We start from the raw sequence: 305 nt of genomic DNA on the forward strand, positions 1-305 counted from the left end.
GGGACATGCTCTCCTGATTCCTTCAGGAGAGATTATTTAATAAGATCCGAGCGGCCGCGCGGAATAAAATCTCAAGCAACTTTGATTCAATATGGACGCGATACACACCCATAACTAATCCATTAATATTATTGGTATCACGTGATCCCATAACAAAACTTAAGCAGAAGCATAAACAACTTCCACACGACCGGGCTTCCTAACACGCTTGCGCGGCTTAATAACAATATCAACATCACGCCCAAGGCTATTAAGGCACTGAATCATTTTAGCCTCACTAATCCCGCGAAACTGCCCTCTCAACA

Annotated in this window: 1 protein-coding gene; it reads right to left on the reverse strand. The window is 43.6% G+C overall.

Features of this window, described 5'->3' with window-relative positions; all coding sequences use genetic code 11:
• Positions 1-159: 159 nt before the first annotated feature.
• The gene (locus WH95_RS21910) at positions 160-303 is read right to left on the reverse strand and encodes an XRE family transcriptional regulator (protein ID WP_407060155.1); all 144 of its coding nucleotides are present in this window, start codon (positions 301-303) and stop codon (positions 160-162) included.
• Positions 304-305: the final 2 nt, after the last annotated feature.

The organism is Kiloniella litopenaei, assembly GCF_000982415.1.
Lineage (GTDB): Bacteria > Pseudomonadota > Alphaproteobacteria > Kiloniellales > Kiloniellaceae > Kiloniella > Kiloniella litopenaei.